The following is a 26,003-nucleotide window of genomic DNA, read 5'->3' as shown; positions in this document are numbered from 1 at the left end:
AAATTGCTAAATGATAGTACAAGAAATTTCATCATTTCGTGTTTTATTTTTTTTTATTAAACAACAAAAAGAATCATTTTGTGAAAATGATACGAGAATTGCTTTTCTGAAGAACGCTTGCTAAAATAGGGAAGAATTGAACAAACTAGAAGAAATGGTACAAAACTGGTGGTAGATGAATGATTAAAGACAAAATGTTAGGTGCACAGGCAATGAATCCATTAGGTAGTTGTCAGATTGAACTTATTTTTGATTCAGAAGCATGTGTTATTGACTTCCGACTGAAAGAGATGAATACAATCTTTGCAACATATTTAGATTGGAAGCAAGAAATGGTAGGAGAAAAGCTATCGACGCTTTTTAAAGAATTTCCTCATGAAGAAAAAATTTGGTTGTCTTTATGCAATCATGCAATACAGTACAAGAAGACGCGGGAGTTAACGTATTCTATGGCAAGTGCCAAGCGTTGCTTAACACTTAGCGCAATGCCTCTAGGTCAGAATCAGATGGTTCTTTTTTTACGACCAGCAGATGAACAACTTGCTCGTCAAAAAGAAGCAGAAGCGCGTATGGAAGTATTACGTGTTGTAGAACCACTATTTGAAAGTAAAAATTATGCAGTCGCTTTGTTAGAATTTAAAGAAGGCGTCTATCGTTATGTTAAAAACAATGACTTATACACGCAGTTGACCGGACTAGATGATTTAGCAGAAAAATCTATTTCAGTTGTGTTTAAATCAGCGTTGCGCCAAAAAATAGAACATTATTTGGATGAAGCTATCCAAACGAACCGCTTGGTGCAATATGAACGCAGTTATGAAGTCAATGAACGTGAATTTACGTTGTATACAGAATTAACGCCAATTGTTAGTACGTATGGCATTCCCTATATTTTATCGTATAGTAAGGATGTTTCAGAAGTAAATAAATTCAAAAAAGAAAATCGTCAGTTAAGTAAAAGATTACGCGCAATGTTTGACCAACATGCGGCAATTAAAATCATTTTTGATGTAGAAACAGAGAAAATTTTGTCAGTGAATCCTTCTGCTTGTGAGTTTTATGGGTATACAGAAGAAGAATTTTTGAACTTACATCTTTCAGATATTAATCAATTATGTTTAGAAGAACTATATAAAGAACATAACAATAAAGGGCATGGCAATACCTTGCTCAGTTCGATTCCACAAATTTTAAAAAATGGTGAAGTCCGTTTATTAGATGTATATTGTAGTACGATTTGGGATGGCAGCGAACGAGTCACTTATGCGATTGCTTATGATGTCACGGATCGAGAGATGTTGCGTCAAAAATTAATACATGAGGAAGAGTTGTTACGCATTACGCTACAGTTGATTGGCGATGGTGTGATTGCGATGGATAAACAAGGGAATATTACCAGTTTTAACGATGAGGCTGAAAAAATTACCGGATGGCAAAGTCATGAAGTATTAGGGCAATCGTTTGCGGATATTTTTACCATTTACGATGAAAAAACACGGGAGAAAATTGATTTATCAGATCATGCGATTGTGTATAAAGAATCCCGAGTGACGCTGGAAAATACGGCGTTGCTTTTAACCAAAGAAAAACGATGGTTGCCGATTGCAAAAAGTGAAGCATCGATTAAAGACCAGCATGGTCAGTATCAAGGCGTCGTAATCGTGTTTCGAGATATCCAAAAAGAAATGGAACAACTCCAGCAAATCAAGTTTTTAAGCTATCATGACCCGATTACGAAATTATACAATCGTCATTATGTTGAAAAACATTTTTCATGCTTTAGTCAGCCGAGTAATTTTCCAATCACGGTTATTATGGCGGATGTTAATGGCTTGAAATTGACAAATGATGTATTTGGCCACAAAGCAGGCGATGAATTACTGAAAGAAATTGCGGAAGTTTTTAATGAAGTATTTACGGAACAACACATTATTTCTCGTTGGGGTGGCGATGAATTTGTCGTCATTTTACCTAAAACCCAGTTACAAGAAGCCGAAGAAATGGTTGAAAAAATTCATCAAACGACCATTAATGTACCGAGTATTGTCGGCGTGAATGCCAGTGTGTCATTAGGCTTTGCGACAATTACGGATACCAAAAAAACAATTATGGAAGCGATGAACGAGGCGGAAGAATATATGTATCATCAAAAATTACTTGATGGAAAAAGTTACCGTCACGCCATTATTAATAGTTTGTTGGCTACTTTATATGAAAAAAGCAATGAAACCGAAGAGCATTCACATCGTTTAGTCCATTATTGCCAAGCAATTGGGAAAAAAATGAAACTAACATCCAATGAGTTAAATGAACTTGACCTATTGTGTTTACTGCATGATATTGGTAAAGTGGGAGTAGATCCGAATGTATTAAACAAACCAGGAAGATTAACTGACAGTGAATGGCGTGAAATGAAGCGCCATGCTGAAATTGGTTATCGTATTGCCCAAGCCACGCCAGAGCTAGCACCGTTTGCTCATTTGATTTTATCGCATCATGAGCGTTGGGATGGTAAAGGTTATCCGCATAAATTATCAAAATGTGACATTCCACTTGCTTGTCGTATTCTTGCTGTTGCTGATTCGTATGATGCGATGACAAATGATCGTGTTTACCGTAAAGCTTTATCGAAAGAAGCAGCGTTAGAAGAAATTCGTGTCAACGCAGGGACGCAATTTGATCCAAAGGTTGTCGACATTTTCCTGAGTATATTAACCGATGAAGAGCAAGAAAGGGACAACAAATGAATATTGTATTTGCAGATGTAGATGGCACGTTTCAAGATTTTGGTCAAACCGTACCCCCCATTAATTTAGCAGCTGTTCGAGCACTCCATGATCAGGGCGATCATTTTGTTTTTGTCACAGGACGAGGCTATGAATTAGCACAAGAATTATTAACAACGACCAATCTTCCTTGTGATGTAATCTTTGGTAATGGGGCAGGCATTAAGTTAGAAAATGAAGAACCGCAGTTGAGCAATTGTCTCGACCACCAAGTGTGTTTGGCTATTTTAGCAATTTTAGAAGCCGAAAATACCTTTTATTTTATCCATACGGACCAAGGTGTCTTTTTAAATACAGCGACACGTTACCAAGAACATTTTGATGCGTTGCATGTCAAGTTTGAAGCAGAACTAGGTGCAATTGGCTTAGAAGTGATGGACTATAAGGAAGCTTATTTCACCAAAGAATGTCAAAATGTGTTAAGTGTTCCAACATTTATTCAAGAACATCCAGAACTAAAAATCATTAAAGTTGAATTAATGGAAGCAGACGATACGCAAAAAGAAGCATTGCGTGCCAAATTAGCAATGGTAGGTGCATATGTCTTTGAATCCTATCAACAGACATTAGAAGTCGTGAATCCTTTAGCAACCAAAGGAGCAGCTATTTTGTCGTATATGAAAAATTTTCCAAAAGCAAAAAGTTACGGCTTTGGTGACGGTGAAAATGATTTGCCAATGTTTGAAGTAGTTGATATTTCAGTAGCAATGGCAAATGCCAGTCAGGAAGTGAAGGTTGCCTGCATGGAACAAGCTGGCGAATGTTCTGAGGGTGGACTAGGCACGTATATCTTTGACCACATCATCGAAAAATAAGGTAGAAATGGGAGCGATAGTGAAAAAACTATCGCTTTTTTGCGCTTCATTCTGTATTTTTTATTTTTTTTGTTATAATAAGAGATAGAAATTGATAAGGGAGTTACTAGCGTATGCAAAAAACATATACAGATGACAGTTTGACGTTACACACAGATTTATATCAAATTAATATGATGCAAACTTATTGGGAATTGGGTCGTGCTGACTTGCACGCGATTTTTGAATGTTATTTCAGAGAAATGCCTTTTAAACATGGATATGCCGTTTTTGCGGGATTAGAACGTTTGGTAAAATATTTAGAAAATCTAACATTTACAGAAACTGATTTGGCGTATTTACGTGAAGTTGGTGGTTATTCCGAAGAATTTTTGGCGTATTTAAAAGAATTTAAATTTAGTTGTACGGTGCGTTCTGTGAAAGAAGGCGATTTAGTCTTTAATAACGAACCATTGATTCAAGTGGAAGGACCGTTAGCGCAAGCACAATTAATTGAGACAGCTTTATTGAACATGGTAAATTTCCAAACACTTATTGCAACAAAAGCTGCTCGTATTAAATCAGTCATTGGTGATGATCCATTATTAGAATTTGGGTCTCGTCGTGCACAAGAAATGGATGCAGCTATTTGGGGAACGCGTGCGGCCTTTATTGGTGGTGCAGATGCAACAAGTAATGTACGCGCTGGGAAAATTTTTGGGATTCCAGCGAGTGGAACACATGCCCACTCTTTGGTTCAATCGTATGGCAATGATTATGATGCATTTATGGCATACGCCAAAACCCATAAAGATTGTGTCTTTTTAGTCGATACCTACGATACCTTGAAATCAGGTGTGCCAAATGCGATTCGGGTTGCTAAAGAGATGGGAGATAAAATCAATTTCTTAGGTGTTCGGATTGATAGTGGGGATATGGCCTATATTTCTAAAAAAGTTCGCGAACAGTTAGATGAAGCAGGATTTACAGAAGCCAAAGTATACGCATCGAATGATTTAGATGAAAGTACGATTTTAAGTTTAAAAATGCAAAAAGCTAAAATTGATGTCTGGGGTGTGGGGACAAAATTAATCACCGCTTACGATCAACCAGCTTTAGGCGCAGTCTATAAATTAGTCGCTATTGAAAACGATGAAGGTGTACTAGAAGATACGATTAAACTATCAAGTAATGCGGAAAAAGTTTCGACTCCAGGGAAAAAACAAGTTTGGCGTATTACGCGTAAAGTAGACGGCAAATCAGAAGGTGACTACGTTACATTATGGAATGAACAACCGACAGAACAAGACAGTATCTTTATGTTCCATCCGGTTCATACGTATATTAATAAAACGGTCACAGACTTTGAAGCGCGTCCGCTATTACACGATATTTTTATCGACGGTCAATTAATTTACGATTTACCTGATTTAGAACACATTAAAGCTTACTCTCATCAATGTTTAGATGCATTGTGGGATGAATACAAACGTGACTTAAATCCACAACCGTATCCTGTTGATTTATCACAAGAATGTTGGAACCACAAAATGGCGATTATGGAGAAAGTTCGTAAACAAGTTCAAGCATTTAATGAACAAGGAGGAGCGAATTTATGAGTTTACAAGAAGAAATCATCAAAGAATTAGGGGTCAAACCAGAAATTGACGCGTATGAAGAAATTCGTCGTAGTATTGATTTTTTGAAAGCTTATTTATTGAAACATCCATTTTTAAAAACCTTTGTTTTAGGAATTAGTGGTGGACAAGATTCTACTTTAGCTGGACGTTTGGCGCAATTAACAATGGAAGAAATGCGTCAAGAAACCAATGATTCAGACTATCATTTTATCGCAGTACGTTTACCTTATGGCGAACAAGCGGATGAAGAAGATGCGAAAAAAGCATTGGCATTCATTAATCCAGATAGTCAATTAGCAGTGAATATCAAACCAGCTGTTGATGCACAAGTGGCCTCTTTGGAAGCAGTTGGAGTAACCGTTTCTGATTTTAACAAAGGGAATATCAAAGCACGTCAACGGATGATTACGCAATATGCGATTGCTGGAGAATTTTCGGGGGCTGTTTTAGGAACCGATCACGCTGCGGAAAATGTCACAGCTTTCTTTACAAAATTTGGCGACGGTGGCGCAGATATCTTGCCTCTTTTCCGTTTGAATAAACGTCAAGGGCGTCAATTATTAGCGGAACTAGGTGCACCAGAAGAATTGTATTCAAAAACACCAACAGCTGATTTAGAAGACGGGAAACCATTGATTGCCGATGAAGTCGCTCTTGGAATTACCTACGATGCTATTGATGATTATTTAGAAGGAAAACAAATTTCTCCAGAAGCACAAGCAACATTAGAAAATTGGTGGCGTAAAGGGGAACATAAACGTCACTTGCCAATTACCGTGTTTGATGATTTTTGGAAATAACCATCAAGGGCTGTGACATAAGTCGTTGAACAGTAAAATATCCGAACAATAGAAGATTGATGATGTCCATTCTATTGTGTTCGGATATTTTTAGCTTGTTTTTACTTATGTCACAGCCCTTATTCTTTTATTTACAAGTTTACAAAAGAAGCTTAAAATAAAACACGAATAAAGGAGGGTGTGTATTGAACATAAATGCTAAAGTTAAATATAGTATTGCAGCAGTCTTGAGTATTGTAGGGATTCTTTTGAGTAATCTCTATTTGCAATGGTGTCAAAATAATCTATCGACTGATTTAGCACTGAAATTCGCTTTTTCTTGGCATACAGAAAAGTTTCTTTTAGGTAGTCTTGTGCTGGGAATTTTTTATTTGTTTTTAATTAGTTTGGCAGGTTCATGGATTGCTGGAACGACATTTTATAGTGTGTTTGTTTTGCTGATTGGTTATGCAACATATTTAAAAATGTTGTATCGACAAGAACCCATTTATCCAGATGATTTAAAAATGGTTACCCAATTTGATTTATTAAAAGAAATGATTGGTACGGGACCGTTTGTGGTCGCCATTTTAATTGTGATTGGTGCATTAGGAATTTTTGGTTGGCAATTGTATCGTAGTTTTTATTTACCTAAAAAAAGACAAATCGTACGATTGTCTGTGTTAGCGATTAGTTTTTTAGGTTTGGTGTATGTCAGTCACTTTAACGATGAAGCAAATATATTGCGCAAAGCATACAACCGTACCGCGTTATGGATTCCATATTCACAGCAAATGAATTACTATAATACCGGTTTTATGGGTGGGTTTTTATTTAATTTGCGTGTTGAAGCGATGGAAAAGCCAGAGAATTATTCTAAAAAAACAATTACGGAAATTACTGAGAAATACCAACCGACTAAAAAAGAAGACACCGAAGCGCCGAATATTATTTATATTATGAGTGAAAGTTTTTCTGATCCAAGTCATTTAAACGGCTTGGAAATTACTGGTGAGCCGTTAAAAGAATATTATGCAAAAGCCAAACAGACCTACAGTGGTAAAATGTTATCCCAAAACTATGGCGGTGGTACAGCGAATATTGAATTTGAAGCATTGACTAGTTTTTCAATGGAATTGTTCAATCCGCAAATGACAACACCCTACACGTTATTAGTGCCAAAAATGGAGCAGTTACCGTCACTCGTTTCGTTGACAGCTCAACGAGGGTACGAGACAACAGCCATTCATCCGTATGATACTTCTATGTATAAGCGTAAAGATGTCTATGATATCTTAGGCTTTCAAAAATTTTTGGATCAAGATACGATGACACATACCGATAAAATGGAAAAAAATCCTTATATATCGGATAAAGCAGCTTATGATGAAATCATGGATATTTTAGCAGATACTGAAAATCCGCAATTTGTGCATTTAGTGACAATGCAGACACATATGCCTTATGGGGGCAAATATAAAACGTTGCATTATCCAGCGCAAGGCGAGGGCAATATGAATAGTATTGGGAATTATTTACAAGATATTGCGTATAGTAGTCAAGCGTTGAGTGATTTTATTCATCGTGTCGAACAATTACCTCGACGCACATTAATTGTTTTTTGGGGGGATCATTTACCAGGGATTTATTCGGATGAAATTCAAGCAGAAAACGAGCAAATTGCTCTGCATGAAACGGAATTTTTGATGTGGGATTCCCAAAATAAATGGGCATTTGACCCTGATCAAGTGACCAGTCCTTTTTATTTTGCGCCCAATTTATTTGAACGAAGTAACTTACAGTTAACGCCATTTTATGAGATGCTATTAGCATTGGAAAATAAACTACCCGCATTTGAAAAGGGAATGTATCTTCAAAATGGGCAATGGCAGTCAGAATTATCTTTAGATAAACAAACGCAAGAAATCTATGAGGAATATCGTTTGATTCAATATGATATTGTTCAAGGTGAACAGTACAGCGTGGACAAAAAGTTTTTTGAATAGCGATTTTGTTTCACGAAGAAAAAAGACGTAAAAAATGTGAAAGCGGAACAAGTGTGGCTAATAAACGATTTGTTCACTAATTCAATTGTAAATTTTCTGTGAAACGTGAAAATTATGAAACATTCCTAGAGTAAATATGTGGATAAAAAAGAAGCCATCTCAAAAAAGAAGGCTTCTTTTTAGTACGCGCAGAAAATGATGTGCGGTCTATTCTTGGTTATTGGCTTTTTTTATCTGTACTTGGATAAATGTGGAAACAGCTGCTAATTCTTCCGAAACAACTTTTTGCCTAGTTACAAAATAAAGGCTGCGTTGATTGCCCATATCTAAAGAGCGCCAAGGGATGGAAGAATCAAGTGCTAATTTAGAAATAATAGTTTTACCTACGCCATTTTTTAGCAAAGATAATGTCATTTCATGATTATTTGTTCGGATAAGGTGAGGCACTAAGTTACGGATTTTTAAATAATTCTCATTGATTTCTCCTAAAGGTGACCCGGATTCAGGTAAGAGCCAATAATTAGAAGATAAATCTCCCGCTAATACCAATTCGTCTTCCGCAATCAGGAAACGATCAATCTGAGCGCTGCGTTCAGGTGTTTCAATCAGTCCAAAATCTACTTTTGATTTTTCTAAATCATGAATGATTTTCTCACTAGACATAATGGGAAAACTAAAATCAATCATCGGAAATTCTTTGACCAAGATAGGAACCAATTTTGGAATCAGATAAGCTCCGCAGGTTTGCGAACTGGCAAAAATACATTTCTCACGGAAATTTTTTTGCGTATTGACGTGATGCATGGCATCTTCCCATTCTTCAATAATTTTTAGAATTCTTGGGTATAAAAAATCTGCTTCTTTCGTGGGAATAATTTCTTGTTTTCCATTACGAATGAATAGTGAAACGTTTAAATGGTCTTCTAATTTTTTGATTTGTGCAGAAACTGTCGGTTGTGACAAAAAAAGACTATCTGCAGTTCGTGTAAAATTATGTGTCTCATATACCGATAGAAACGTTCTTAATACTTGAAACAAACAATCACCTCATTTTAATTCTCATCCATGTTGTTTACTGTGCTTTTTTCCATTCTGCAACTAATTGCTCGTAAATTGTCTCAATCTCCGAGTTGTTGCCACGAAGTTCAAAATCTGCGAGTAAAGGCACATCAAATTGTTCGCTATATTGTTTAGCAGTTAAGCAGTATTGATGTCCAAAGTTTTTATTGCCACTACCAATGACACCTAGACAGTAGTTCGCGTTATTTTCAAAAGCGATATATTCACGTAATGTTTCTGTCAAAATTTCTTGGTCGCCATTATCGACACCGTTGCCTCCTTCTAAGTAAGTAGGGACAATCGCAAAAAACGGTTCAGTCATCGCTGCTTCTAAACTGTTGTCGTGAATTTCTTTTGATTGTATAATAGGAAAATCAGTATTTTCTGCGTGTTTTTGCTCAGATAATGCGTGCATCCGTGTGACAAAGGATCGTGTATTACCTGAAATTGAGATATATAGGATATTCATAGTGTACGCCTCCTATCAAACAGTATAACAAAAAATAAGAAATTCAGCAGACTAAAACCTATTTAGATGGAAGGAAAGAAGGGAAGAGAAATGATTCGATTTGCAACATCAGAAGATGGAATTTCAATTGCGAAGTTAGTTCTTGTTATTTTAAAGGACATGGAACTACCATTTGTCCAAGAGGTGGGCGAAGCAAAAACAATTGAAATTTTGACGGAAGCAGTGAAAGACCCTACGTATCGTTACGGGTATAAACGAGGATTAGTCAAAGAGGTTGATGGGAAAATTGCCGGTATTGCGTTTGGTTATCCTGACGAAGAAGAACCAATTGTTGATAATGCCTTAACCCGTGTATTAACAGAGATGGGGATGACAGATCGTCCTTTATTTATTGACCCAGAAACTTTTCCAAATGAATGGTATTTAGATACCATTTGTGTGGATGAAGCCTTTCGTGGACAAGGAATTGGTTCAGAATTACTCGATGCGTTAGATCGAATTGCAAAAAGAGAAGAAAAATCAGTGATTGGTTTATGTGTGGATCAAGCCAATCCCAATGCGCAACGGTTATATGAACGCAAAGGATTTTGCGTAGTCGGCGAACAAATGCTTAGTGGTCATCGATACAATCATATGCAAAAGACAATTGATTAAAAAAAACATGCAGAACACGTCTGCATGCTTTTTTCAATCAAAGGTATCCGCAAATTTAAATTGGTATTCTAACGCTTCTTTGGCTTTACGATTGTAGAGCCAATAGTCTAAGACAGCAGCGATACAAATACATTTGGGCGCATTTTGGTCATCAACCACATTCAACACATAGAAATCACCGGTAAGTAAACTTGCTTTATACATGCGCATAATTTCTTTTTTGAAATGATGAATTTGATAGTGATGGTTGTAAATATCCCCATGGACTTGCCAATGCAGTTGTTTGACGTAATAAAAATCACCAGGCCAATTAAAAATTTTCTGCATGGTACCAACTTTTTGGAAATTCTCATAGATTTCAAAACGTTTACCAAATGTAAAACTGACTTGTTTGATACTAGCGACTAAAGTGCCGTTCATGCGATAAAGCGATAAGGCATCTCCTTTAGTTCCCCAACGACCGACGAGTAAATACAGAGAGTGGCCCGCTTCATCCTTAATGACAGTTCTTGTCACGGCACTCAATTGTTCTTGAATAAAAAATTCAGACACGACCTCTCACCTCCGTTTTGATTCGGTCGATGCGCTATCGGTTACAGTTCTTCATCAATTGCACGGACGATGGCTTTACCAACCCCGGATTGAACATTCGTTTCGGTTACATATTTTGCATATTCTTTTAATTCTGGTAGGGCATTCCCCATAGCAAAGCTAACTCCAGCTGCTTGAATCATACTAACATCATTTAAGTTGTCGCCAATAGTCATGACATCTTGCATATCAATGTTGCGATTCAATGCGACGTGACCAACTGCAATACCTTTTTGAGCAGCACGATGGTTGATTTCAATATTATTTTCGCTAGATGAAGTGATAATCAACTCATCATAGACATTTATTTTTTTCGCCGCTGGACCTAAGTAAAGCGCGCCTTCTTTATGGAAGCAAATAATTTTTAAGACCGTAATATCCTCTTGCATAATCAGCTCACGAATATTATCGATAAAATGAATTGGTAAAAATTCCAAACGAGCGACTGTCATAGCAATCGCCATTTTATGTGTTAGGTGGGGCATGGTTTCCGCAATATGTGCTGCAAAATTTTCAATTCGTTGTTCTTTACTTTCCGAATAAGTACCTTTATTTGTTGATACTTCATAGTAAATTTGATGTTCATCTAAAATGTCTAGCACAGCTTGCGTAGTTTGTAAATCAATCGGTGCACTAAAGACTTCATTTCCTTCTTGGTCAAAGACTTGTGCGCCATTCAAAGTAATCATTGCACAGTCAACACCAGCTTCTTCTAAAGCAGGCAATGCTTCAAAACGATTGCGTCCTGTTGCGACCATAAATTCAATGCCTTTTGATTGTGCGTATTGAATCGCTTCTATATTTTCTTGGGAAATCCGCATTTCTGCGTCTAATAATGTACCATCCATATCTGAGGCAATTAATTTAATCATATAAGCAACCCTTTCTTCTCCTTTAATTCCCTTTTAGTTTACCACAAAAAATAGAAATTTTCTTGAAGACAATCAGAGTTTTCGAGACTTGTCGTTTCAAACAGATTACGCTATTCTAAAAGAAATGAGGAGGAACGGACATGAAAACAATTATTCATAATAGTTGGCAAGATATTTTGCAAGCAGAATTTCAAAAACCGTATTATTTAGAATTACGTGAATTTTTAAAACAGGAGTATAGCACACAGCGTATTTTTCCCGATATGTATCATATTTTTGAAGCATTAGAAAAAACGCCGTATGAAAAAGTGAAAGTGGTCATTTTAGGACAAGATCCGTATCATGGGGCCAATCAAGCGCATGGTTTATCTTTTTCAGTGCAACCAAGTGTTAAAATTCCACCTTCTTTGAAAAATATTTATAAAGAGTTAGCAGATGACTTGGGAATTGCGCCTGTGACTCATGGGTATCTGACTTCTTGGGCAGAGCAAGGAGTATTGTTGTTAAACACGGTGTTAACCGTTCGTGAAGGTCAAGCGTATTCACATCGTGGTAAAGGTTGGGAGCAATTAACAGATGCGATTATCCAAAAATTAAATGAACGCGAACAACCGATTGTTTTTATTTTATGGGGCAAACCAGCGCAACAGAAGATGTCAATGATTGATACACATAAACACATTATTATTCGTTCGGTTCATCCAAGCCCACTATCTGCGCATCGTGGTTTTTTTGGTTCGAAGCCGTTTTCAAAGACAAATGACGCTCTAATGGCTTTAGGAGAAACGCCGATTAATTGGCAACTTCCCGAAAGAGTATAACAGAGGTCTGATAAAATTGTAGCAGACTATGAAATTGGTTGATAAAGGTCAATTAGATAATCTTTTTACTGTATAATACAGTGAAAAAAACTGTTCTTTTTTTTATAGATGGTGTATGATGAGAATGTATAAAAAATCTGGAGGTTATTATCCATGGAATTATTTGACAGTTTAAAATTTAAAATCGTTCGTCGTGGTATCCGTATCGCTTTCCCTGAAGCTTCTGATACACGTATTTTAGGTGCCGTTGCGCGTTTAAAAGGGGAAGAATTAATTGAACCAGTTTTAATCGGGAAACAACATGAAATTGAGAAAGCTGCAGCAACTCGTGGAATCAACATTACGAACATGACCATTTATGATCCAGATAACTGTGGTCGTTGGGATCAAATCGTAGATGCGTTTGTAGAACGCCGTAATGGTAAAGTAACAAGAGAACAAGCAGAAGAATTATTAAAAGATGAAAACTACTTTGGTACAATGCTTACTTACATGGGCATTACAGATGGTTTAGTATCTGGTGCGATTCATTCAACAGGGGATACTGTCCGTCCTGCTTTACAAATCATCAAAACAAAACCTGGAATTAGTCGTACAAGTGGTGCATTCTTGATGATGCGTGGGAATGAACAAGAAAAATATATCTTCTCTGACTGTGCGATTAACGTAGCACCATCACCACAAGAGTTAGCTGAAATCGCAATTGCTTCTGCACATACTGCAGAAATGTTTGATATCCAACCACGTGTTGCGATGTTAAGTTTCTCTACAAAAGGTTCAGCGAAAGCACCTCAAGCAGATGCAACAATTGAAGCAACGAAAATTGCCAAAGAATTAGCACCTGAATTAGCGATTGATGGTGAATTACAATTTGACGCAGCATATATTCAATCTGTGGCACAACTAAAAGCACCTGAATCAGATGTTGCTGGTAAAGCATCTGTCTTTGTATTCCCAGATTTACAATCAGGTAACATTGGTTACAAGATTGCACAACGTTTTGGTAACTTTGAAGCAATTGGACCAATCTTACAAGGCTTAAACAAACCAGTTTCTGACTTATCTCGTGGATGTAACGAGGAAGATGTTTACAAATTATCAATCATTACTGCAGCACAATCATTAATGTCTTAATTGTCATTTTGAAGAGCCATCGTTTCGACGATGGCTCTTTTTGCTATTTCAGTAAAAAAAAGCTATACTAATCGAGAATTTAAAGGAAATGGAGAAGAGCTATATGATTGTTTTGGAAAATGTCGAACAAACAGCAACACTTGCTCAAATTATTGGCGAAGTTGCTCAACCGAGTGACAATTTAGTTTTAACTGGAGATTTAGGTGCTGGTAAAACGACTTTAACGAAAGGCATTGCCAAAGGATTGGGAATTGACCAAATGATTAAAAGTCCAACTTATACGATCATCCGTGAATACGAACAAGGTCGGTTACCGTTATACCATATGGATGTGTATCGTGTGGAACATGGCGCTGGAGATTTAGGCTTAGATGAGTATTTTGAAGGTGATGGCTTATCGGTCATTGAATGGGGCAATCTTTTAGCAGAGGCGTTACCTGTGGACTATTTAGAACTAGTTCTAGAAAAAGACCCACAAGTTGACCACAGACGTGTGGTAACTTTGACCCCCTTTGGCAAACAAGGAGAGCAATTTAAGCAACGTATCCTTGAACAGTGGACAAACTATGAGTGAAGCCATTGATTTAATTATTCGCGAAGCTCAAGCTATAGATGCTGAAAATATTTTAGCTGTCATGAAACAAGTCAGTCAAGAAACCGAATTTTTGGTCATGGATGAAGGGCTCAATTTAACGCCAGCCTCGTTAGCGCATCATATTGAGGCGATTGATGACAGTGAGAACAACTTGTTATTGCTTGCTTATAATGGCGCGCAATTAATTGGGACGGCATCTGTTCGTGCCAGCGATGAAAAGCGAATTGCTCATATTGGCGAAGTAGGTATTTCTATTTTGAAAGATTATTGGGGCTTTGGTTTAGGTTCTGTGTTGCTAGAAGAAGTCATTGCTTGGGCACATGATTCGGCGGGTATTCGGCGCTTGGAACTAACTGTTCAAGCGCAAAATAAACGTGCCATTCATTTATATGAAAAATTTGATTTTCAAGTAGAAGCGACAATGGCACGTGGCGCAGTCGGCAATGATGGTCGATTTTTGGATGTGTTGTTGATGAGTGTAATGATTGATTGAAGACGAAAAAAGTTCCTCCGCAATTTTCCATGTGGAGGAACTTTTTTATTTCATTGTCACTAGTTTTTTCAATGGTTCTACGCCAAACATTTTCTCTTGGTGTAATAAGATATTAGCACAAGCGCGACTATCTTCTAAGGCGTCATGATGATTGTTTAAGGGGATTTCTAACAAATCGCACATCGTGTTTAACTTATGATTTGGCACTTCTGGATAGAGTTGACGACTGGTTTTGACGGTACATAGCGATAAATAATGTGGTTGATTCAAACCATAATAATCCAGACAACCTGTTAAGACACCGGTATCAAAACCAGCATTATGAGCAACAATCAAGCTATTTTCTTGATAATATTGTTCGATTTGTTGCCAAACTTCTGGAAATTTTGGGGCATTGACGACATCTTTGGGGTGGATGCCATGAATTTGAATGTTGCGCCAGAAAAATTCTGTTTCAGGTTGAATTAACGTATAGTATTCGCCAACAATTTGACTGTTACGAACCATGACTAGGGCTAAGGAACAAGCGCTGTGTCGTTTTGCATTAGCTGTTTCAAAGTCCATTGCGATAAAGTTCATTTTTTTCACCTCTTATGTAAAGTAACGGGGGAAGCTTCTATAGGGCAAAAAATTGTTTCTAAGAATCTGCCCAATTTGTTTTTCCTTACTGTATTCTAAACAAAAAAAGTGTAAGATAAAAGTAAGAACAATTATAAAGGAGCGATTCGATGAAAATAGGCGTTATCGGTTTAGGTGGTATTGCTCAAAAAGCATATTTACCAACCTATGTGAAATTACAAGATCAAGCAACCTTCTATTTTGCGACACGCAATCCCGAAGTACAACAACAATTACAAGAAAAATATCAATTACGTTACATGAAAGCGAATGTGCAAGAATTATTGGCAGAGAAAATTGACGCTTGCTTTATTCACACTGCAACGCATAGTCATTATGATTTAGTGAAAGAATGTTTAGAAAATGACGTGCATGTGTTTGTTGATAAACCATTAAGCGAAAATACGGATGAAGTGAAGGAATTACAAGCATTAGCCAAAAAACGACATAAAATTCTGATGGTGGGGTTCAATCGTCGATTTGCGCCAATGGTTGAACAATTAAAGAACATGCCTGATAAACGGACCATCTTTTTACAAAAAAATATGGTGCATTCCATTCAACCAACAACCTTTGAAATTTTTGATGTCTTCTTACATCTAGTTGACACGGCGGTTTATTTGTTAGATGAGCCTATTCTAACGATGAATAGTCGTATTCGAGATACACCCGCAGGAATGGAAACAGCTTTTCTACAACTAGAAACCGAAAATACCACTGCGATGTTATCGATGGATTTAAAAAGTGGCGCTAGCCGAGAACAGTATCAAGTAACTTCATCACAAGGAACTGCCGTTGTGGATAATTTAGTGACGTTACAGACTTTTAATGAAACGCAACAGACGACACAAACATTTGATGATTGGGAAGTAACGCTTAAAAAACGTGGATTTGAGCAGATGGTTACTTCGTTTTTAGAAGCAATCCAAACACAAACCACAACAAAATTACGCCAAGAAAACATCGTCATCAGTCATGAATTATGTGCAAAAATGTTAAAACAACATGAAGAACAGTCCAACTAGTAGTCAGTTTGTGAAGAACGTGTTAAAATGGACAAGACGTTGAGAAGAAGGAGCGTTTGTCAGTGAAAAAGGAAGAAATTATTAATCAATTCCCTGAAATAGCATTGTTAAAAGATGAGCCATTAATGAATTATACATTTACACAAACAGGTGGACCAGCAGATATTTTAGCTTTTCCAAAAAACAGAGAAGAAGTTGAAGCATTAGTTAATTATTGTCGTCAAGAAGACATCCCGTGGTTAGTCTTAGGAAATGCGAGTAATTTAATCGTACGTGACGGTGGTATCCGTGGTGTCGTGATTATGTTATTAGAAATGAATCAAATTCAAGTAAACGATCAGTTGATTGAAGTTGAAGCAGGAGCCCGTTTAATTGATACAAGTTATGCGGCGTTAGATGCGTCTTTAACTGGTTTGGAATTTGCTTGTGGAATTCCTGGCAGCATCGGTGGTGCCGTGTTTATGAATGCGGGGGCCTATGGTGGCGAAATCAATGATGTCTTTACGTCATGTGATGTCTTGTTTCCAGATGGATCGATTCGTACGTTAACCAGAGAAGACATGCATTTTCGTTACCGTCATAGTATCATTCAAGAGATGGAAGGGATCGTCTTAACTGCGCGTTTTACGTTAGAAAATGGCGAACCACTTTCGATTAAAAAACAAATGGAAGAATTGACGTATTTAAGAGAATCTAAACAACCTTTAGAATACCCTTCATGTGGTAGTGTATTTAAACGACCAGAAGGACATTTTACTGGGAAATTGATTCAAGATGCAGGGATTCAAGGTCTGGTATGGGGCGGCGCTCAAATTTCTGAGAAGCATGCCGGATTCATTGTGAATATTAATCAGGCGACAGCAACCGATTATGTGGAATTAATTGCGCATATCCAAGCTGTTATTAAAGAAAAATTTGATGTAACCTTAGAACCAGAAGTACGCATTATTGGTGAAGAACAATAAAGTAAAAATATCCGAACGAGAAGCGCTAATACCATCTCTCGTTCGGATATTTTTTATGAATAAATGTAACTTTAAATCGTACGTTGGTTGGTTAATTTTAACAACACGGCTGAAACGGCGGCTGTTGCAATACCAGCAACGATTGATTCGGGAACTCCTTGAGCGAAAATGACCGAAATAATTGCCCCATACACAGCATTCCCAGCTTCACCAATTTTTTCAGCATAATCTTTTTGGAATAAGAAATAAATCATATTCATCACTAAAATCGTATTGGTCAAACCACCAGAAACACCTGCAATGAACAAGCTAATGGCATTGCCACGGTCTTTAAAGGCTTTTTTACACCATTTATAGACAAAATACGGCACCACACCGATTAAAATACGTGGAATAAATGCGATTAAAGCAGCTTTCCAGCTTCCCATGCCCATTTCTCCGATTGGTGTAATGAATGGGGAGAAAACAAACGACAATGGTGAAACGATAATCGTTGCACGAATCATGCTTATTAAACCAAAACAAGCACCTAAAAATGCTCCCCGTTTAGGACCTAAAATAATTGAGGCAATAATGACTGGAATGTGTAACGTCGTCGCATTAATGACGCCCAGTGGAATAAAGCCCAAAAACGGTACACTAGCTAAAAGAATCAAAATGGCTAAGAAAGACGCCGTTAAAACTAGTTGGAACGTTTTTTCATTTTGTTTCATATAGAAACCCTCCTTTATGCTTCCAAGGTCGCCGTTATTTGTGCGACAATGGTTTCAACTGTTGCTAACGCACCTGTACCAAAATCTCCACATGCTAATAAAGATTGGCGAGGTGTTATTTCTTTATACCCAACTTCTTTCAAAATAGCAAGATTTTTTTGCATTAAAGGGTTCAAATACATATTTGTATTCATCGCTGGAGCAACGAGTTTGGGTACATCAAAAGGTAGTGCTAAGGCAACAGTTGAAACTAAATTATCCGCAAGTCCATGTGCCAGTTTGCCAATCATATTGGCACTTGCAGGAGCAACGATAAATAAATCAGCTTGTTTGGCTAATTCAATATGATTAATTTTATCAGGAGCAATTTCTTCCATGACATCGGTGTGAATAGGGCGCTTTGATAAGGATTGCAAGGTCAAAGGAGTGATGAATGCTTGACTACTTTTCGTCATCATCACATCCACTTCATAGCCTAATTTTGTTAATTCATTCGTTAAATCAGCGGATTTATAAGCAGAAATACTGCCAGTTACGCCGAGTAAAATGCGTTTTTTCATTGTCAGCTCTCCTTCATCATTTTTTCCATTATAGAGTGTCTAAGAGTGTTTTGACAATTAATTGAGCTATCGCTTCTTTACTCGTTGCTTCACCAATGATGGTTCCTTCTTTATTGATAAAATAACCCACATGTTGTCCGTGGTGAATCGAAGTTAAATCATTCGCTAAAACGTAATCCGCTTGGTTTTTGATGAGACTATGACGAGCAACATCGACTAATTCTTCTTTTGAAACATCCACTAACAATTTAAACCCCACTAAGATAGTTGCTGGTTGCAATTGTTTTATTTGTTGAATCACTTTAGGTGTCTTTTTCAAAATTAAGAAGAGGTGATCGGTATTGGATGAAATCTTATTTTCTTTGGCTGCGGTATCTTCTGTTAAAACAGTTAGATCTTCGGCTGTCAGTGGTTGTTGTCGCGCAATTAGTTGATTGATTTTTGTCAGGAAATCTTCTTGGGACAAACTTTTTTCAGGCGTAAAGTCACTTACAGCCATACTATGAATGACAGCATCATACGGTTGCTGTTGCAATAAGTTTTGCAACGTATCGGCTAATTCTTGTGTGCCTGCAATTTCATGGATGTTTACTTTGTCTGATGCCGGACGTAGCGTAGTCGCAGTTGTCACATAATCAATAGTCACATCATGCGTTAAAAATGCTTCGGCAATTAAACTGCCTAATTTTCCGGTAGAATGATTGGTGATGGAACGAACATCATCGATTTTTTCAGAAGTTCCTCCAGCTGTAATTAAAACTCTCATTATCTCACTTCCATTTGTACAATAGTGCGCCCTTGATGGGTCCCTGCTAATAAAGCATCGACCGGTTCATCTAAGTCAATCAAGGCCACTTCTTGATAGTGTAATTGTTCAATCAATGGTTGATGCTCAGCTAGAAATTGCCAAGTAGCTTTTCTTTCAGTCATCTCAACATTCACTGAATCAATCCCTACCATTTTAATTCCTCTTAAAATAAATGGCAAGACAGTTGTATTTAATTGAAGCCCACCAGCATTACCACATAAAAAGACACTGCCACCATAATTGATTTGACTCAACAAGCCAGCTAATAGGTCACCACCGACACTGTCAATGACTGCGGCAATACGTTGTTTATTTAATGGTTTTACTTGTTCTGGTAAAATTTCTTCAGGTTCGACAATTGCGGTTGCCCCTAAATCTTTTAACCACGCAACATCGGCTTTTTTACGAGAAACAGCAGTGATATTGGTATAACCTAAACGATGTAACAAAGCAATTGCGACACTACCAACGCCACCAGAAGCTCCAGTGACAACCACGCGTCCATCTTTTGGGGTATCTTTGAGTAACTTGGTGACAGCCAAAGCTGCTGTAAAACCAGCTGTACCAAAAATCATCGCTTCTTTTGTCGTTAATTGGTCAGGCAACGCCACGAGCCATTCTTCGGGTACTTGTTGGTATTGGCTAAATCCACCATTAACAGAAACACCGAGTCCATAACCTGTGACCAAGACTTTTTGCCCCACATGCCAGTGTTCACTGCGAGATTCAATAATTTCTCCAGCTAAATCAATTCCTGGAATTTTTGGATACTCGCGGATCACGCCGCCATCTTTGGAAGAAGCTAGGGCATCTTTATAATTGATGTCAGAATAATCGACTTTAATAGCAACATGCTTATTTGGTAGCGTTTGCGGTTCTTTTCGTACGATTCCTCTCGCAAAAACATTGTCTGTTTTTGTTACTTCGAAAGCTAAAAATTGATTCATTTTAATCACTCCTTTAATTAAACTTCTAAAAATAATTGAATAACTCTATCATAACATATTCAATTATTTTGTTGCGGAAAAAAATCAATTAAATTGAAAGATTATACTTGTATTTTTCTGCAAAAAAAATTATCCTTAAACAGTATGTTCTGAGAACGAAAAAAATGGATGTATATATGGTAGTAATTTTGTCAAAAGCCAAACGTTCATTCGGAAATGGGGACATATAATAAACCAATTTGGGGAGGAAAGAATAGTGGGAAAACCAATCATTTCATTTAGTAATGTGGTGAAGCGGTACGACGATGATGAGACGATTTTGAAGAGTGTGAGTTTTGATATAGAAGAAGGAAAATTCTATACCTTGCTTGGTCCGTCAGGTTGTGGAAAGACAACGATTTTAAGGATTATCGCTGGGTTTTCTGAGGCGACCGAAGGAGATGTCTTCTTTGAAGGAAAACGAATTAATGATATACCTGCCAATCAACGCCAAGTAAACACTGTCTTTCAAGATTATGCACTGTTTCCGCATATGAATGTATTTGATAACGTCGCATTTGGATTGAAAATAAAAAAAATGCCTAAAAAAGAAATCGAAACAAAAGTGAAAGAAGCGTTACGTTTGGTGCAATTAGGCGGTTATGAAAACCGTGAAATCAGTGAAATGTCTGGAGGACAACGTCAACGTGTGGCGATTGCTCGAGCTATTGTCAATGAACCGAAAGTCTTGTTGCTAGATGAACCATTGTCGGCACTTGATTTAAAACTACGTACAGACATGCAATATGAATTACGTGAGTTGCAACAGCGTTTAGGAATTACGTTTATTTTTGTTACGCATGACCAAGAAGAAGCCTTGGCGATGAGTGATGAAATCTTTGTTATGAATAAAGGAAAAATCGTTCAAAGTGGGACACCAGTTGATATTTATGATGAACCAATTAATCATTTTGTAGCAGATTTTGTTGGTGAAAGTAATATTGTCAATGGCACGATGATTGAAGACAATTTAGTCGAGTTTGTTGGGAAACAATTTGAGTGTGTGGATGGTGGTATGCGTAAGAATGAAGCAGTTGAAATCGTCATTCGTCCCGAAGACTTAAGTTTGACATCAATCGAAAACGGCAAATTAAGTGTTCGCGTCAATACGCAATTATTCCGTGGCGTACATTATGAAATTATTTGTTACGATGAACAAGAAAATGAATGGATGGTTCACTCAACGAGAAAAGCTGTTGAAGGTAGCCAAATCGGCTTGTCGTTTGAACCTGAAGATATCCACGTAATGCGCTTTAATGAATCGGAAGAAGATTTTGATGCCCGACTAGAAAGTTACGAAGAGTAGGAGGGAGAAAATGACAAAAATCAGACGGATTTATGCCATTCCATACATGTTTTGGCTAGTCTTATTTGTAATTGCACCAGTTTTAATGATTGTTTATCAATCATTCTTTGATATGAATGGTCAGTTTTCGTTGATTAATTATCAAACGTATTTTGCTTCTGGTAAATACTTAACGATGACTTTAAACTCAGTGTGGTACGCGTTTTTAATCACATTAATTACATTGTTAATCAGTTATCCAACTGCGTATTTTTTAACAAAATTAAAACATAAAGATTTATGGTTATTGCTGATTATTTTACCTACATGGGTGAACTTATTATTAAAAGCGTATGCGTTCATTGGAATTTTTGGTATCAATGGTAGTGTCAATAGTTTCTTGACTTTTACAGGGATTGGACCACAACAAATTTTATTTACAGACTTTAGTTTTTTAGTGGTCGCAACATATATTGAATTGCCATTTATGATTATGCCTATCTACAATGCGCTAGAAGAAATGAATCCATCTTTAATTAGTGCTAGTCGTGATTTAGGGGCCAATAATTTTGAAACCTTCCGTCGCGTTATTTTCCCCTTATCTTTAAATGGAGTGAAAAGTGGTGTTCAAGCGGTTTTCATTCCGTCACTATCCCTATTCATGTTAACTCGTTTAATTGGGGGTAATCGCGTGATTACTTTAGGAACAGCGATTGAACAACATTTCTTAGTGACACAAAACTGGGGTATGGGTTCCACAATAGGTGTCGTGTTAATCATCGCCATGGTTGTCGTAATGCTCTTAACAGGTGAGAAGAAAAAAGGAGGTAGAAAATGAAAAAATTTCCTTGGTCTCGTCTTTACTTAGCGGTTGTTTTTGTGATGCTCTATACGCCTATCTTTTATTTGATTTTTTATTCCTTCAATGATGGGGGAACAATGAATCGTTTTACGGGGTTTACTTGGGATAATTATACGGCTGTTTTTGAAGACTCTCGTTTGTTAATTATTGTTTTGAATACGTTTATGTTGGCCTTTTTATCTGCTTTGATTGCGACAGCGATTGGAACATTTGGTGCCATGGCGATTTATTATACAAAGCAACGGTCAACACGTAATGCATTATTAAGTTTGAATAATATTTTATTGGTTTCACCAGATGTTATCATCGGTGCGAGCTTCTTGATTTTCTTTACGATGATTGGTGGTTTATTCCGTAGTTTTAGTTTGGGCTTTACGAGCGTTTTACTTTCACATATTGCCTTTAGTATTCCGATTGTTGTTTTAATGGTTTTACCAAAATTACGCGAAATGAATGATTCGATGGTGGATGCTGCTAGAGATTTAGGGGCAAATAATTTCCAAGTAGTGAAAAACATTATCTTACCATTTTTATCGCCAGGAATTATTGCTGGTTATTTCATGGCATTTACGTATTCGCTAGATGATTTTGCAGTAACATTTTTTGTCACTGGAAATGGCTTTAGCACATTATCTGTAGAAATTTATTCTCGGGCAAGACAAGGGATTAGTTTGGAAATCAATGCATTAAGTACTTTAGTATTCTTGTTCTCAATGATTTTAGTCGTTGGTTATTATTTCATTAGCCAAGAAAATGTGTCCCGTCGTGTTCGTAAGAATCGTCAAAAAAGAGAGGTGACGGATTTACAATGAAGAAATTACAATCATTGATTATCGGTATCGTCATCATTATTGTGGTTTTACTATTAGGCGTTCGTCAATTGGAAAAGTCAACGGGAATGGCCGGTGCGCAAGTCTTAAATATTTATAACTGGGGCGACTATATTGACCCAGAATTATTGAAAAAGTTTGAAGAAGAATCAGGATACAAAGTCAATTATGATACATTTGATTCAAATGAAGCGATGTTCACCAAAATTCGTCAAGGCGGAACAGCATATGACATTTCGATTCCAAGTGAGTATATGATTCAAAAAATGATTGATGAAAAACTAGTGTTACCCTTAGATCATACCAAAATTGAGGGATTAGAAAATATTGATCCTCGTTTCTTGAATTTAAGTTTTGATCCAGCTAATAGTTATTCGATTCCTTATTTCTGGGGGACATTAGGTATTGCGTATAACGATAAATTTATTCATGCAGATAAAATGACCTCATGGAACGATTTATGGCGTCCAGAATTAAAAGACAACATCATGTTAATTGATGGTGCTCGCGAAGTGATTGGTTTAGGCTTAAATAGTTTAGGTTATTCATTAAACAGTAAAAATATCGATGAATTAGAAGAAGCAGTCGAAAAACTACGTAAAATGACCCCGAATGTGAAAGCAATCGTGGCAGATGAAATTAAAATGTATATGGCAAATGAAGAAAGTGCCGTTGCTGTCACATTTTCTGGTGAAGCAGCCGATATGATGGCAGAAAACGAGCACATTCATTATGTGATTCCAAAAGAAGGATCAAACTTATGGTTTGATAATATCGTTATCCCGAAAACAGCCAAAAATGTCGAAGGAGCCTACGAATTTATCAACTTCATGTTACGACCAGAAAATGCAGCACAAAACGCGGAATACATTGGTTATTCCACACCGAATAAGAAAGCCTTAGAGATTCTACCAAAAGAAATAACAGAGGACGAACAATTTTATCCTTCCGATGAATTGATGTCACATCTTGAAGTTTATGAAGATTTAGGGAAAGAATACGTTGGGATTTACAATGACTTGTTCTTAGAGTTGAAGATGTATCGGAAATAGTACCAATCTTCGATGAAAATGGTGCAATATCAACAATCTTAGGGTGCCTTCATCTACCATTTTCATCATCAGTTTCTCAATTTTCTCTCAAAAACGGCTAAAAAGCCGTTTTTTTGTTGTTATTTTATCTTTTCTCTCCAATATTTCTCTCAATATTTTTGACTTAAAAAGCTTGATATAATGGCTGTTTTTGTGTTTTGTATAGATTATGAAAGGAGAAAAAATGAGCGTATTTCAGTTCACTAATGAATTTAACAAGCGTGCTTCACCTAAGAATACTGATGGTTCGATTTTGAAATTCAGTAGAAATAAGGGCTATGAATCTATCCCTCGTGCGTTTGCTCAAAATGGAATGGTAACCCTTTTTTTGATAAAAATTATAAAGTGTAAAAATCAGGTGCTTGTTATCTAATCCGATTTCGAATGCTGATTGGTGTCTCGTATCCCAAAGAACCGTGTAACCGAAGATAATTCCACCAATTGACGTAATCAAATAATTGCAGTTTGAGTTGATTCAATGTGTCAAATGTGTTCGGATAAACAAATTCTGCTTTGAATGATTTATAGGTTGATTCTGCCACTGCATTATCATAAGGACAACCTTGTCTATTCATGATTTGACCGATTTTGCGACGACTAACGAAGATATCACGTTTTGCCAGAGCAGCTTTGATTTTCCATCTCAAGTTGTTGGTTTCGTTTGCGTAAGGCTATAAGCTCTTTTTCCGCTGGAGTAAGAGTATCGGCTTCTTTGAATGAACCTGTCTGTTTTGCCTGACGGACCCATTTGTCAAAGGACGATGGTGTTAGTTCATATTCTCTGATGATGCCGGCTCTTGGTTTCCCCGAATTTAATAAGTCGACCATTTGTTGTTTAAATTCTTGCGTGTAGGTTCTGCGTTCTCTTCTTTGCGACATGAAATGATTCCTCCAGTGTGTTTTCTGATAGTTTACACACCTTATCTTTTCTGTCTAGTTTATTGTAGCCTATCCAGTTTAGATAATAGAAAAAATTTTAAATATTCTTGAGCTACATTAAAAAAATAGCTCAAATTTTAAGTTGTTATCTGTAAATATAGTAAAAATAATGTTTTTTTACGTTAGATGAAGAAGTTATGTGATAGTTTTATTAAATCATCTATAAAGCTTAAATCCTACTGTTTTTCGGTGAATATACTGTTTAAATAGTGTTTTGTATGGAAAACATTGATTACGTAGTGAATTGACTTCTATTTTTTACGATTATATAGTGATGTAAATAACAAAATGCGTAGAAGAGATGAGTAAATCAAATGAATTGATTACAGAGAATCCGGTTGATGAGAAAGGATATCAAGGAATTGATAGAAGATGGTCTTGGAGCAATTGATTGTAAGTTTTTACAAGCAATCGACGGAGGTGCCCGTTATCGCAACACAGTATAATCTCTAGATAGTACTGACGGAGTTTTTTGGTGTGAGCCAAACTAAAATGAAGGTGGTAACACGGTAAATCGTCCTTCCCAAAAGTATTATTTTGGGGAGGATTTTTATTTGTGGAAACTAGTTAGGAGGAAACCAAATTGAGGGAATAATTTAACTTTTACTATTTACTATATTAGGAGAAA

General features: G+C 36.8%; 26 protein-coding genes, 1 pseudogene and 1 other annotated feature. Of the genes and pseudogenes, 16 read left to right on the top strand and 11 right to left on the bottom strand.

Annotated features, from left to right (window positions below; genetic code table 11):
* Positions 1-179: 179 nt before the first annotated feature.
* From PYW32_RS09940 to PYW32_RS09920, 5 genes are all read left to right on the top strand, one after another.
* A complete protein-coding gene (locus tag PYW32_RS09940; protein ID WP_016174447.1) occupies positions 180-2,747 on the top strand; it encodes a sensor domain-containing diguanylate cyclase/phosphohydrolase in 2,568 nt (855 codons plus the stop codon).
* On the top strand, positions 2,744-3,601 hold the full coding sequence (locus PYW32_RS09935) for an HAD-IIB family hydrolase (RefSeq protein ID WP_016174448.1): 858 nt from the start codon (positions 2,744-2,746) through the stop codon (positions 3,599-3,601). The genes PYW32_RS09940 and PYW32_RS09935 overlap by 4 nt, the downstream gene beginning before the upstream one ends.
* 113 nt (positions 3,602-3,714) lie before the next feature.
* Positions 3,715-5,199 (top strand): nicotinate phosphoribosyltransferase, encoded by a 1,485-nt coding sequence (locus tag PYW32_RS09930; RefSeq protein WP_016174449.1) that lies wholly within the window; start codon positions 3,715-3,717, stop codon positions 5,197-5,199.
* Positions 5,196-6,020, top strand: a complete 825-nt coding sequence (nadE, locus tag PYW32_RS09925; RefSeq protein ID WP_016174450.1) for an NAD(+) synthase — start codon at positions 5,196-5,198, stop codon at positions 6,018-6,020. Before PYW32_RS09930 ends, nadE begins: the two co-directional genes overlap by 4 nt.
* A gap of 185 nt (positions 6,021-6,205) precedes the next feature.
* Positions 6,206-8,005 (top strand): LTA synthase family protein, encoded by a 1,800-nt coding sequence (locus tag PYW32_RS09920; protein WP_016174451.1) that lies wholly within the window; start codon positions 6,206-6,208, stop codon positions 8,003-8,005.
* A gap of 207 nt (positions 8,006-8,212) precedes the next feature.
* Here PYW32_RS09920 and PYW32_RS09915 read toward each other — a convergent pair whose 3' ends face one another.
* Positions 8,213-9,043, bottom strand: a complete 831-nt coding sequence (locus tag PYW32_RS09915) for a LysR family transcriptional regulator (RefSeq protein ID WP_016174452.1) — start codon at positions 9,041-9,043, stop codon at positions 8,213-8,215.
* Positions 9,044-9,077: 34 nt separating this feature from the next.
* The gene (nrdI, locus tag PYW32_RS09910; protein WP_016174453.1) at positions 9,078-9,533 is read right to left on the bottom strand and encodes a class Ib ribonucleoside-diphosphate reductase assembly flavoprotein NrdI; all 456 of its coding nucleotides are present in this window, start codon (positions 9,531-9,533) and stop codon (positions 9,078-9,080) included.
* 90 nt (positions 9,534-9,623) lie between these two features.
* Between nrdI and PYW32_RS09905 the strand changes: the two genes are divergently transcribed.
* Positions 9,624-10,187, top strand: a complete 564-nt coding sequence (locus PYW32_RS09905; RefSeq protein ID WP_016174454.1) for a GNAT family N-acetyltransferase — start codon at positions 9,624-9,626, stop codon at positions 10,185-10,187.
* Positions 10,188-10,220: 33 nt separating this feature from the next.
* On the opposite strand, the gene PYW32_RS09900 is transcribed toward PYW32_RS09905, so the two are convergent.
* Both PYW32_RS09900 and PYW32_RS09895 read right to left on the bottom strand, forming a co-directional pair.
* Positions 10,221-10,739 carry an LURP-one-related/scramblase family protein gene (locus tag PYW32_RS09900; protein WP_016174455.1) on the bottom strand — a complete coding sequence of 173 codons (519 nt, stop codon included), beginning with the start codon at positions 10,737-10,739 and terminating at the stop codon, positions 10,221-10,223.
* A 41-nt stretch (positions 10,740-10,780) separates the two neighbouring features.
* Complete coding sequence (locus tag PYW32_RS09895) at positions 10,781-11,650, bottom strand: Cof-type HAD-IIB family hydrolase (RefSeq protein WP_016174456.1); 870 nt, start codon at positions 11,648-11,650, stop codon at positions 10,781-10,783.
* A gap of 140 nt (positions 11,651-11,790) precedes the next feature.
* Here PYW32_RS09895 and PYW32_RS09890 point away from each other — a divergent pair, with 140 nt between their 5' ends.
* The 4 genes from PYW32_RS09890 (at position 11,791) to PYW32_RS09875 (ending at position 14,693) form a co-directional block, all read left to right on the top strand.
* On the top strand, positions 11,791-12,471 hold the full coding sequence (locus tag PYW32_RS09890; RefSeq protein WP_016174457.1) for a uracil-DNA glycosylase: 681 nt from the start codon (positions 11,791-11,793) through the stop codon (positions 12,469-12,471).
* 153 nt (positions 12,472-12,624) lie between these two features.
* Positions 12,625-13,605: a phosphate acetyltransferase gene (pta, locus tag PYW32_RS09885; protein WP_016174458.1), complete on the top strand. Its 981-nt coding sequence runs from the start codon at positions 12,625-12,627 to the stop codon at positions 13,603-13,605.
* 103 nt (positions 13,606-13,708) lie between these two features.
* Complete coding sequence (tsaE, locus tag PYW32_RS09880) at positions 13,709-14,179, top strand: tRNA (adenosine(37)-N6)-threonylcarbamoyltransferase complex ATPase subunit type 1 TsaE (RefSeq protein WP_016174459.1); 471 nt, start codon at positions 13,709-13,711, stop codon at positions 14,177-14,179.
* Positions 14,172-14,693 carry a GNAT family N-acetyltransferase gene (locus PYW32_RS09875; protein WP_016174460.1) on the top strand — a complete coding sequence of 174 codons (522 nt, stop codon included), beginning with the start codon at positions 14,172-14,174 and terminating at the stop codon, positions 14,691-14,693. Before tsaE ends, PYW32_RS09875 begins: the two co-directional genes overlap by 8 nt.
* 45 nt (positions 14,694-14,738) lie before the next feature.
* Here PYW32_RS09875 and PYW32_RS09870 read toward each other — a convergent pair whose 3' ends face one another.
* On the bottom strand, positions 14,739-15,272 hold the full coding sequence (locus tag PYW32_RS09870; protein ID WP_016174461.1) for a 3'-5' exonuclease: 534 nt from the start codon (positions 15,270-15,272) through the stop codon (positions 14,739-14,741).
* A gap of 149 nt (positions 15,273-15,421) precedes the next feature.
* Here PYW32_RS09870 and PYW32_RS09865 point away from each other — a divergent pair, with 149 nt between their 5' ends.
* The gene (locus PYW32_RS09865) at positions 15,422-16,336 is read left to right on the top strand and encodes a Gfo/Idh/MocA family protein (protein ID WP_016174462.1); all 915 of its coding nucleotides are present in this window, start codon (positions 15,422-15,424) and stop codon (positions 16,334-16,336) included.
* Between the two features lie 62 nt (positions 16,337-16,398).
* On the top strand, positions 16,399-17,301 hold the full coding sequence (gene murB, locus PYW32_RS09860) for a UDP-N-acetylmuramate dehydrogenase (protein WP_016174463.1): 903 nt from the start codon (positions 16,399-16,401) through the stop codon (positions 17,299-17,301).
* A gap of 71 nt (positions 17,302-17,372) precedes the next feature.
* Here the strand turns inward: murB and PYW32_RS09855 are convergent, their stop codons facing one another.
* From PYW32_RS09855 to PYW32_RS09840, 4 genes are read right to left on the bottom strand one after another with little or no spacing between them, the layout of a single operon-like run.
* Positions 17,373-18,014 (bottom strand): ECF transporter S component, encoded by a 642-nt coding sequence (locus PYW32_RS09855; RefSeq protein WP_016174464.1) that lies wholly within the window; start codon positions 18,012-18,014, stop codon positions 17,373-17,375.
* Positions 18,015-18,028: 14 nt separating this feature from the next.
* Positions 18,029-18,574, bottom strand: coding sequence for a phosphopantothenoylcysteine decarboxylase (gene coaC / locus PYW32_RS09850; protein ID WP_016174465.1), 546 nt, complete (start codon positions 18,572-18,574; stop codon positions 18,029-18,031).
* Positions 18,575-18,602: 28 nt separating this feature from the next.
* On the bottom strand, positions 18,603-19,340 hold the full coding sequence (locus PYW32_RS09845) for a phosphopantothenate--cysteine ligase (protein ID WP_016174466.1): 738 nt from the start codon (positions 19,338-19,340) through the stop codon (positions 18,603-18,605).
* Complete coding sequence (locus tag PYW32_RS09840; RefSeq protein ID WP_016174467.1) at positions 19,340-20,329, bottom strand: YhdH/YhfP family quinone oxidoreductase; 990 nt, start codon at positions 20,327-20,329, stop codon at positions 19,340-19,342. Before PYW32_RS09840 ends, PYW32_RS09845 begins: the two co-directional genes overlap by 1 nt.
* A 256-nt stretch (positions 20,330-20,585) precedes the next feature.
* Between PYW32_RS09840 and PYW32_RS09835 the strand changes: the two genes are divergently transcribed.
* The 4 genes from PYW32_RS09835 to PYW32_RS09820 are packed head-to-tail and all read left to right on the top strand — an operon-like array spanning position 20,586 to position 24,397.
* On the top strand, positions 20,586-21,674 hold the full coding sequence (locus tag PYW32_RS09835) for an ABC transporter ATP-binding protein (RefSeq protein WP_016174468.1): 1,089 nt from the start codon (positions 20,586-20,588) through the stop codon (positions 21,672-21,674).
* A gap of 10 nt (positions 21,675-21,684) precedes the next feature.
* Entirely contained in the window at positions 21,685-22,491 is an 807-nt protein-coding gene (locus PYW32_RS09830; protein ID WP_016174469.1) for an ABC transporter permease, read from the top strand.
* A complete protein-coding gene (locus PYW32_RS09825; RefSeq protein WP_016174470.1) occupies positions 22,488-23,327 on the top strand; it encodes an ABC transporter permease in 840 nt (279 codons plus the stop codon). The genes PYW32_RS09830 and PYW32_RS09825 overlap by 4 nt, the downstream gene beginning before the upstream one ends.
* Positions 23,324-24,397: an ABC transporter substrate-binding protein gene (locus PYW32_RS09820; protein WP_016174471.1), complete on the top strand. Its 1,074-nt coding sequence runs from the start codon at positions 23,324-23,326 to the stop codon at positions 24,395-24,397. The genes PYW32_RS09825 and PYW32_RS09820 overlap by 4 nt, the downstream gene beginning before the upstream one ends.
* 404 nt (positions 24,398-24,801) lie before the next feature.
* Here PYW32_RS09820 and PYW32_RS13415 read toward each other — a convergent pair whose 3' ends face one another.
* The gene (locus PYW32_RS13415; protein ID WP_425387184.1) at positions 24,802-25,011 is read right to left on the bottom strand and encodes an IS3 family transposase; all 210 of its coding nucleotides are present in this window, start codon (positions 25,009-25,011) and stop codon (positions 24,802-24,804) included.
* A 61-nt stretch (positions 25,012-25,072) separates the two neighbouring features.
* Positions 25,073-25,315, bottom strand: a pseudogene (locus PYW32_RS13410) (transposase); the annotation flags it as partial.
* 344 nt (positions 25,316-25,659) lie between these two features.
* Positions 25,660-25,900, top strand: a binding site (T-box leader).
* The last annotated feature ends 103 nt before the right edge of the window (positions 25,901-26,003 follow it).

This window comes from Enterococcus saccharolyticus subsp. saccharolyticus (assembly GCF_029023825.1).
Classification (GTDB): Bacteria; Bacillota; Bacilli; order Lactobacillales; family Enterococcaceae; genus Enterococcus_F; species Enterococcus_F saccharolyticus.
The sequence above is the reverse complement of the archived record's forward strand: the minus strand, read 5'-3'. Positions and strand labels throughout refer to the sequence as shown.